Origin of the sequence: Prosthecobacter sp., from assembly GCF_044373815.1 — a bacterium.
GTDB lineage: Bacteria > Verrucomicrobiota > Verrucomicrobiia > Verrucomicrobiales > Verrucomicrobiaceae > Prosthecobacter.
Genome location: NZ_JBIPNG010000517.1, coordinates 1 through 4417 on the forward strand (window position 1 = coordinate 1; position 4417 = coordinate 4417).

The following is a 4417-nucleotide window of genomic DNA, read 5'->3' on the forward strand; positions in this document are numbered from 1 at the left end:
TGTGCATCCTTGCCCATCTTGGTGGTGTGCAGCCGGCAGTGTGCTGGTTTCCTCGGGAGCAGCGTTGAGGCATTATGTTACGATCTCTGGGAATCTTTGAGTCGCTGGCGTCTTCACAGCCGGGCCTGCCTCTGGATCGTTGCATGTGAACGACACGATCGCCTTGCAATCCACCGCGACCTCTGGCCGAACTGATGGACCGTGAACTTCGCCGGCGGACTGAAGCATGGGAGCTTTTGGAAGACCTGCCAACGGAATTGAAGAATCACCCTCGCGTGCTGGAATTGAGGCTGGAGAGCCTCGTGTGCCTACGGTCGTGGGAAAAGGCGGAGATCCTTGGCGATAGCCTCGCGGTGATCATGCCGGGCAGCGTTTCAGTGTGGCTATCTCTGGCGCGAATCAGAGGGCAGATAGGAACGCGAGAAGCAGCTTTGGAAGCTGTGACCAGGGTGACTGCACTGGACGCGTCAAAGCGGCTTGGAATGCTGGATGATCCGCTATTAGCGGGGGTTTGGTGAGCATCCCTCCCACCTTATCCGCCACCCGATCGATGTTTTCTAAGCCGGCGAGCTGCAACCTGGCAGCTAGTTACAGCACAACGGCGCGCAACTGCTCAGACGTCGTATTTTGAAGACAATCCCTGTTTCAAATCGCAATCACACAACCTATCCCAATGCAAAGCGTTTTACTTGGCGAAAGCCGCGTCTTTGACGGCACCCGGCAAAGACGCACTTCAAAATAAGGGAACAAGCTCTTGATTTAATCGAACACCAATTTGCTTAATTCCTTCCGGCCCCAAGAAGTCATCGACGAAAGCCCGTAGTATCTCTGGATTCATGCTGTCGATGGAGTAGCATAGTTCACCAGCGCGCACCGGGGGATCGTCTCGCATGGACTTGTAAACCACGAACTGATTACTTTTTGTGTCCTTTAGCAAAAAAAGTGCCGCCCATGCATCATTATCTTCACGTTCGAGAAAGACTAATTCTTCCAATTCAAACACGGCCAGCCACTCATCGAACCACTCTGGCACTTTACCAAGGTCTGCGTCACTAAAAAATTCATTCCAGCAGTATCCGGGATCCGGGCCACTTCCGTCCCAAGCCCCATTCATATAGCTTGCAAGATTTTCGAACTCGTGCTCAGACAATTCGATCAGAGATTTTGGCTTCTCAAACATAGCATATTATAAAGTCATCGTTCAATGCGCTTTTTGAATAACGAATCCATAAGTCACTTTTCTTCCGGATTGCTACGGAGCCCATAATTTTGTCCTTAACTCCAATGGCGGATTTTCTCCAAGCCAATCTCCCAATGGCAATATGACCCATCTCCAGCCCATCCATCGTCTCGACAACGGCAAGTTCTGGAACCTGGGTGATTCGGAGGACATGCCAGCCGACCAAGATTGACGAGAATGCATTTCAATCGATCCGCGCTGATTTTGTCACTCATCATTTTGTCGTGTACAAGATCTGAGGACTGCTTTCAATTGATCTGGCGTGTCACGTTTAATAATGGCGCTTCGCTGTTTTGGGTGGGTAGAAGAAACTCCAAACAAGCCTCTTCACATCCAAAAGGACTGTTGAAGCCTTGGCCTGGTGGGCTCCGTACCACGACTGCGCCCTCCTCAAATCCCCATCGGCAAGCCGTCATTATGGGGTTTCGAGAAGAGCACAGTCCTACCCAATTGACGCAGTCCGTTGACGCCCAATACCTTGATGGACTGTGCTTCGCTCCGGCGGCGATTTCCCTTCGCTACCCACTCCAAACAGCGAAGACTCAAAATTGTACACGGATAGAAAATGGTGTAGCTGGGAGAATGGAATTACATCCAAGCTATCAGTTGGCGGTGCCCAAGCTGGCCCGGGTTATAAGAGCCATAGATTCCTAAATACCAGAAGGGGCAGCCTGTTGCCACAGGTGCAGGTCGTCCGCTGAGCAGTCTGGAGCGGGTCGTCGCAGGGGTCCTCTTCGTGCTCAAGGAAGGCTGCAGCTGGCGTGCGCTGGATGTTCCCGACATTGCATGGCAGACCGTCTATGGCCACTTCCGCCGCTGGGCCAAGGCGGGGCTCTGGGATCAGGCCATGCAGCAGATGAAGTGGCGTGCAGGCAAGGACCTCGGCATGGTCGACGCCACACACATCAAGGTTCACCGCGACGGTGCCAACCCCGCCGGAGGCCAGGAGAAGCAGGCGATGAGCCGCACCAAGGGAGGGCTCAACACCAAGCTGCATGCCGCCGTGGATGGACGCAGCCAACCCCAGGCACTGATCCTGACAGCAGGCACCGAGGCCGACGTGGTGCATGCTCCCACTCTGCTGGAGAGCGTCGACGCGAGACATGTGCTCATGGACAAGGCCTATGACAGTGATGCACTGCGGGAACTCATCGCGAGCAAGGGCATGAAAAGCTGCATCCCGCCGCGCAGCAACCGGGTGGCACCTGCGACTTATGACAAGAAGCTCTACAAGAAAAGGCACCGGGTGGAGAACTTCTTTGAAAAGATCAAGCGGATGCGCCGCGTAGCCACGCGCTATGACAAAACCGATGTCTCCTTCATGGCTTTTGTCTTGCTTGCCATCTGCACTTTATCCCTCAGAAACCAATTTTAAAACACGCCCTAGGAAATTGCTATTGAGGGGGCCGGGTCGAGTTGGCCCTGGGCGTAGCGCGGGGACGGGGTGTGAGGGGGGGCTGACCTTCTCAGACGTCAACTCACGCGCGAGTTTCATGATGGCGATCTTGCCTTGATACTCATCGCCATGATTGCCACCGAGCACGAGCACGGTCAGTCATTTGCCACGCGCGACAATGGTGATGGGGATCGTCACATTTGCTCAGCCACCGAGGTGGTGTGAGTAGGGCACTTGGAGAAAGCCCTGCTGCTTGCCGGGTTTCTTGAAGTGGAGGGTGGTGTTGATCATGGAGAAAGGTCCTCATGCGATGATGGGATGCACCACCTCGCCCGCGACATCGGTCAGGCGGAAGTCGCGGCCAGCGTAGCGATATGTGAGGCGTTCGTGATCGATGCCAAGAAGGTGCAGCATCGTCGCATGCAGGTCGTGCGTGTGAACCGCGCCGTCGCCGGGCAGGATGCCGTGCTCATCGGATTGGCCATGGACGAGGCCGCCCTTCACGCCGCCGCCGGCCATCCAGGAGGTGAAGCAGAGGTTGTGGTGCTCGCGTCCGGGATGATTTGCCTCCTTATGGAAGGGCGTGCGGCCAAACTCTGAGGTCCAGACGACGAGCGTGCGCTCCAACATGCCGCGTTGTTTGAGGTCGGTGAGCAGGCCGGCGATGGGCTGGTCGATGGCTTTGGCGAGGCGCTCGTGGTCGGCCATGTTGCCGTGCGAATCCCAGTTGGCGCTGGAGCCGACGTCGATGAGTTCGAGAAAGCGCACGCCGCGCTCGGCCAGACGACGCGCGACGAGACACTGCCAGCCGAAACCCGTCGTGGCACCGCGTGTAAGGCCATAGAGCTTCAGGGTGGCTTCGGATTCACGAGAGAGATCGAAGGCTTCGGGAGCCTCGCGTTGCATGCCGAAGGCGGTCTCGAAGGAACGGATCCGCGCATCCAGCGCCTGGTCGGCGGCGCGGTGTTCGAGGTGGCTGCGATTGAGTTTGCCGAGCATCGCGAGCTCCAGCGCTTGCAGTTCAGCGGCAGACGCGTTGGGCTTCAAATTGGGCAGCGGATCAATACCTGGAACAACGTGCGTGCCCTGATGGCAGGCGGGTAGGAAGTCGCTGCCCCAGGTCTGCGCACCGGCATACGGAGCGGCGGGCGCGAGCACCATGAAGGAGGGCAGATTGCGGTTCTCGGTGCCCATGCCGTAGCTCACCCACGCACCGGCGCTGGGCCTGATGGCTTGCGCGGAGCCGGTGTGCGCGGCGAGCGTCGCTTTGTCGTGTCCATCGCTGTCGCAGTGCATCGCGTTGAGCACGCAGATGTCGTCGATGACACCGCCCACATGCGGGAACAGATCACTCACCATGATGCCACTTTGGCCATACGGCTTGAAGTCCCAGCGCGACTTGATCAGGAAGCGGTCGAACTTGCCGGGCTTGTTCAGCCAGCGCGAGGCGGTGATGCCTTTGCCGTGATCGCGGATGAGCCGGGGCTTGTGATCGAAGGTGTCCACATGCGACACACCGCCGGTCGAGTAGAGGAAGATGACGCGGTCCGCCTTGGCTGGAAAATGACCCTGTCGCGAGGCCAGCGGATCGACTGGAGCGCCATGCGCTTCATCCCACAAGCCCGCCAGCGCGAGCGCTCCGAAGCCGCCTGAGGCGCGGTGCAGGAACTCACGGCGGGACGGTTGGAACAGTGAGTTCATCGGCTTGGAGTCAGTCAACATAGAGGAAGGCGTTGCTTGTAAGCAGCACATGAGCCAGGCCCGCCCAGGCATCGTCTGGC

At 57.6% G+C, this 4417-nt stretch carries 4 protein-coding genes; 1 reads left to right on the forward strand and 3 read right to left on the reverse strand.

The window, feature by feature from the left end; genetic code table 11:
* Window positions 1-733: 733 nt before the first annotated feature.
* The gene (locus ACIREA_RS27305; protein ID WP_397385483.1) at window positions 734-1180 is read right to left on the reverse strand and encodes a hypothetical protein; all 447 of its coding nucleotides are present in this window, start codon (window positions 1178-1180) and stop codon (window positions 734-736) included.
* A 706-nt stretch (window positions 1181-1886) separates the two neighbouring features.
* Between ACIREA_RS27305 and ACIREA_RS27310 the strand changes: the two genes are divergently transcribed.
* Window positions 1887-2615: an IS5 family transposase gene (locus tag ACIREA_RS27310; RefSeq protein WP_397385486.1), complete on the forward strand. Its 729-nt coding sequence runs from the start codon at window positions 1887-1889 to the stop codon at window positions 2613-2615.
* Here ACIREA_RS27310 and ACIREA_RS27315 read toward each other — a convergent pair.
* Window positions 2592-2789: a hypothetical protein gene (locus ACIREA_RS27315; protein WP_397385484.1), complete on the reverse strand. Its 198-nt coding sequence runs from the start codon at window positions 2787-2789 to the stop codon at window positions 2592-2594. The two genes, ACIREA_RS27310 and ACIREA_RS27315, sit on opposite strands and share 24 nt — an antisense overlap.
* Window positions 2790-2939: 150 nt before the next feature.
* Window positions 2940-4358, reverse strand: coding sequence for a DUF1501 domain-containing protein (locus tag ACIREA_RS27320; RefSeq protein WP_397385485.1), 1419 nt, complete (start codon window positions 4356-4358; stop codon window positions 2940-2942).
* Window positions 4359-4417: the final 59 nt, after the last annotated feature.